Source organism: Caballeronia temeraria (assembly GCF_001544795.2).
Classification (GTDB): Bacteria; Pseudomonadota; Gammaproteobacteria; order Burkholderiales; family Burkholderiaceae; genus Caballeronia; species Caballeronia temeraria.
In genome coordinates, this window is sequence record NZ_FCOI02000104.1 from 1 (window position 1) to 1303 (window position 1303).

The 1303-nt window shown below is 63.6% G+C and carries 1 pseudogene; it reads left to right on the plus strand.

The window, feature by feature from the left end:
* Positions 1-54: 54 nt before the first annotated feature.
* A pseudogene (locus tag AWB76_RS38620) lies at positions 55-1199 on the plus strand (IS3 family transposase); the annotation flags it as partial.
* Positions 1200-1303: the final 104 nt, after the last annotated feature.

Consider the following 1303-nt stretch of genomic DNA (forward strand, 5'->3'; position numbering starts at 1 on the left):
TGGAGTTGACCCGCTTTCGTGGACATCTATCCTTTTGTTCAGGAGGTGCCCATTATGGCGAAGCACCGTACCCCGTACCCGGCGGAATTTCGGGCCCAGATAGTCGAACTGGTCAAGGCCGGTCGCACGCCGGAGGAACTGGCCAAGGAGTTTGAGCCGACGGCGCAAACCATCTACAACTGGGTCGCGCAGGCAGCTCGTGACGCCGGTACACGACTCGATGGGCTCACCACTGCCGAGCGCGAAGAACTTACGCGCCTGCGCCGCAAGGTGCGCCAGCTTGAGCTTGAGCGAGAGATCCTCTCAAAAGCCGCGGCCTGGTTCGCACGGGAGACCGGAACGGTGCCCGAGAAGGGTTCGAGTTCATGAAAGCGAATCGGGCCGCATGGCCCATTGCCACGATGGCACGGCTGCTCGGGGTCTCCGCCAGCGGCTTTTACGCGTGGCTTGAGCGCGCGCCATCGAAGCGAGCGTGCAGCGACGCCGATCTGCTCGCGCGCATCCGGGCGATCCACGCAGGCTCGCGCGGCGTCTACGGCATGCCTCGCATTCATTTCGAACTTGCCGAGCAAGGCGTGCATGTTGGACGCAAACGCGTTGCCCGCCTGATGCGTCTGGCCGGCCTGTGTGGCGTAAGCCGGCGACGCTGGATCTCTACCACACGGCGGCAGCCCAACGCACGGCCCGCGCCGGATCTGGTGCAACGACACTTCAGCGCCGACGAGTGCAATCGACTGTGGGTGGCGGATGCGACCTACGTGCCGACCGCCGAAGGGTTCCTGTATCTCGCGGTGGTGCTCGACGTGTTCAGCCGCCGGATCGTGGGTTGGGCGATGTCGGATCACTTGTACACGGAGCTGATGCTCAGGGCGCTCGATATGGCTCTCGCGCAACGACGTCCCGCTGGCGTGATTCACCATAGCGATCAAGGCTGCCAATACACGTCCATTGCCTTCGGCCGCCGCTGCCGTGAGGCTGGCGTGCGTCTGTCGATGGGGACGGTGGCGGATTGCTTCGACAACGCCATGTGCGAAGCCTTCTTCGCGACACTCGAATGTGAACTGCTCGCCCGCACACACTTCCAAACCCGCGAACAGGCGCGGCAAGCGCTGTTCTCGTGGATAGAAGGTTGGTACAACGTCAGCCGTCGCCATAGCAGCATCGGTTACCGCTCGCCGATGCGCTACGAGCAACTTCACGAGGAACAAAACCGAATCGGCATCACTGGCGAGTTGTCCACCGCCGGCCGGCGTCGTGGTCGTAATAGGCGACCCGCCGACCGGCCGTGGACAACTCGCGGCAC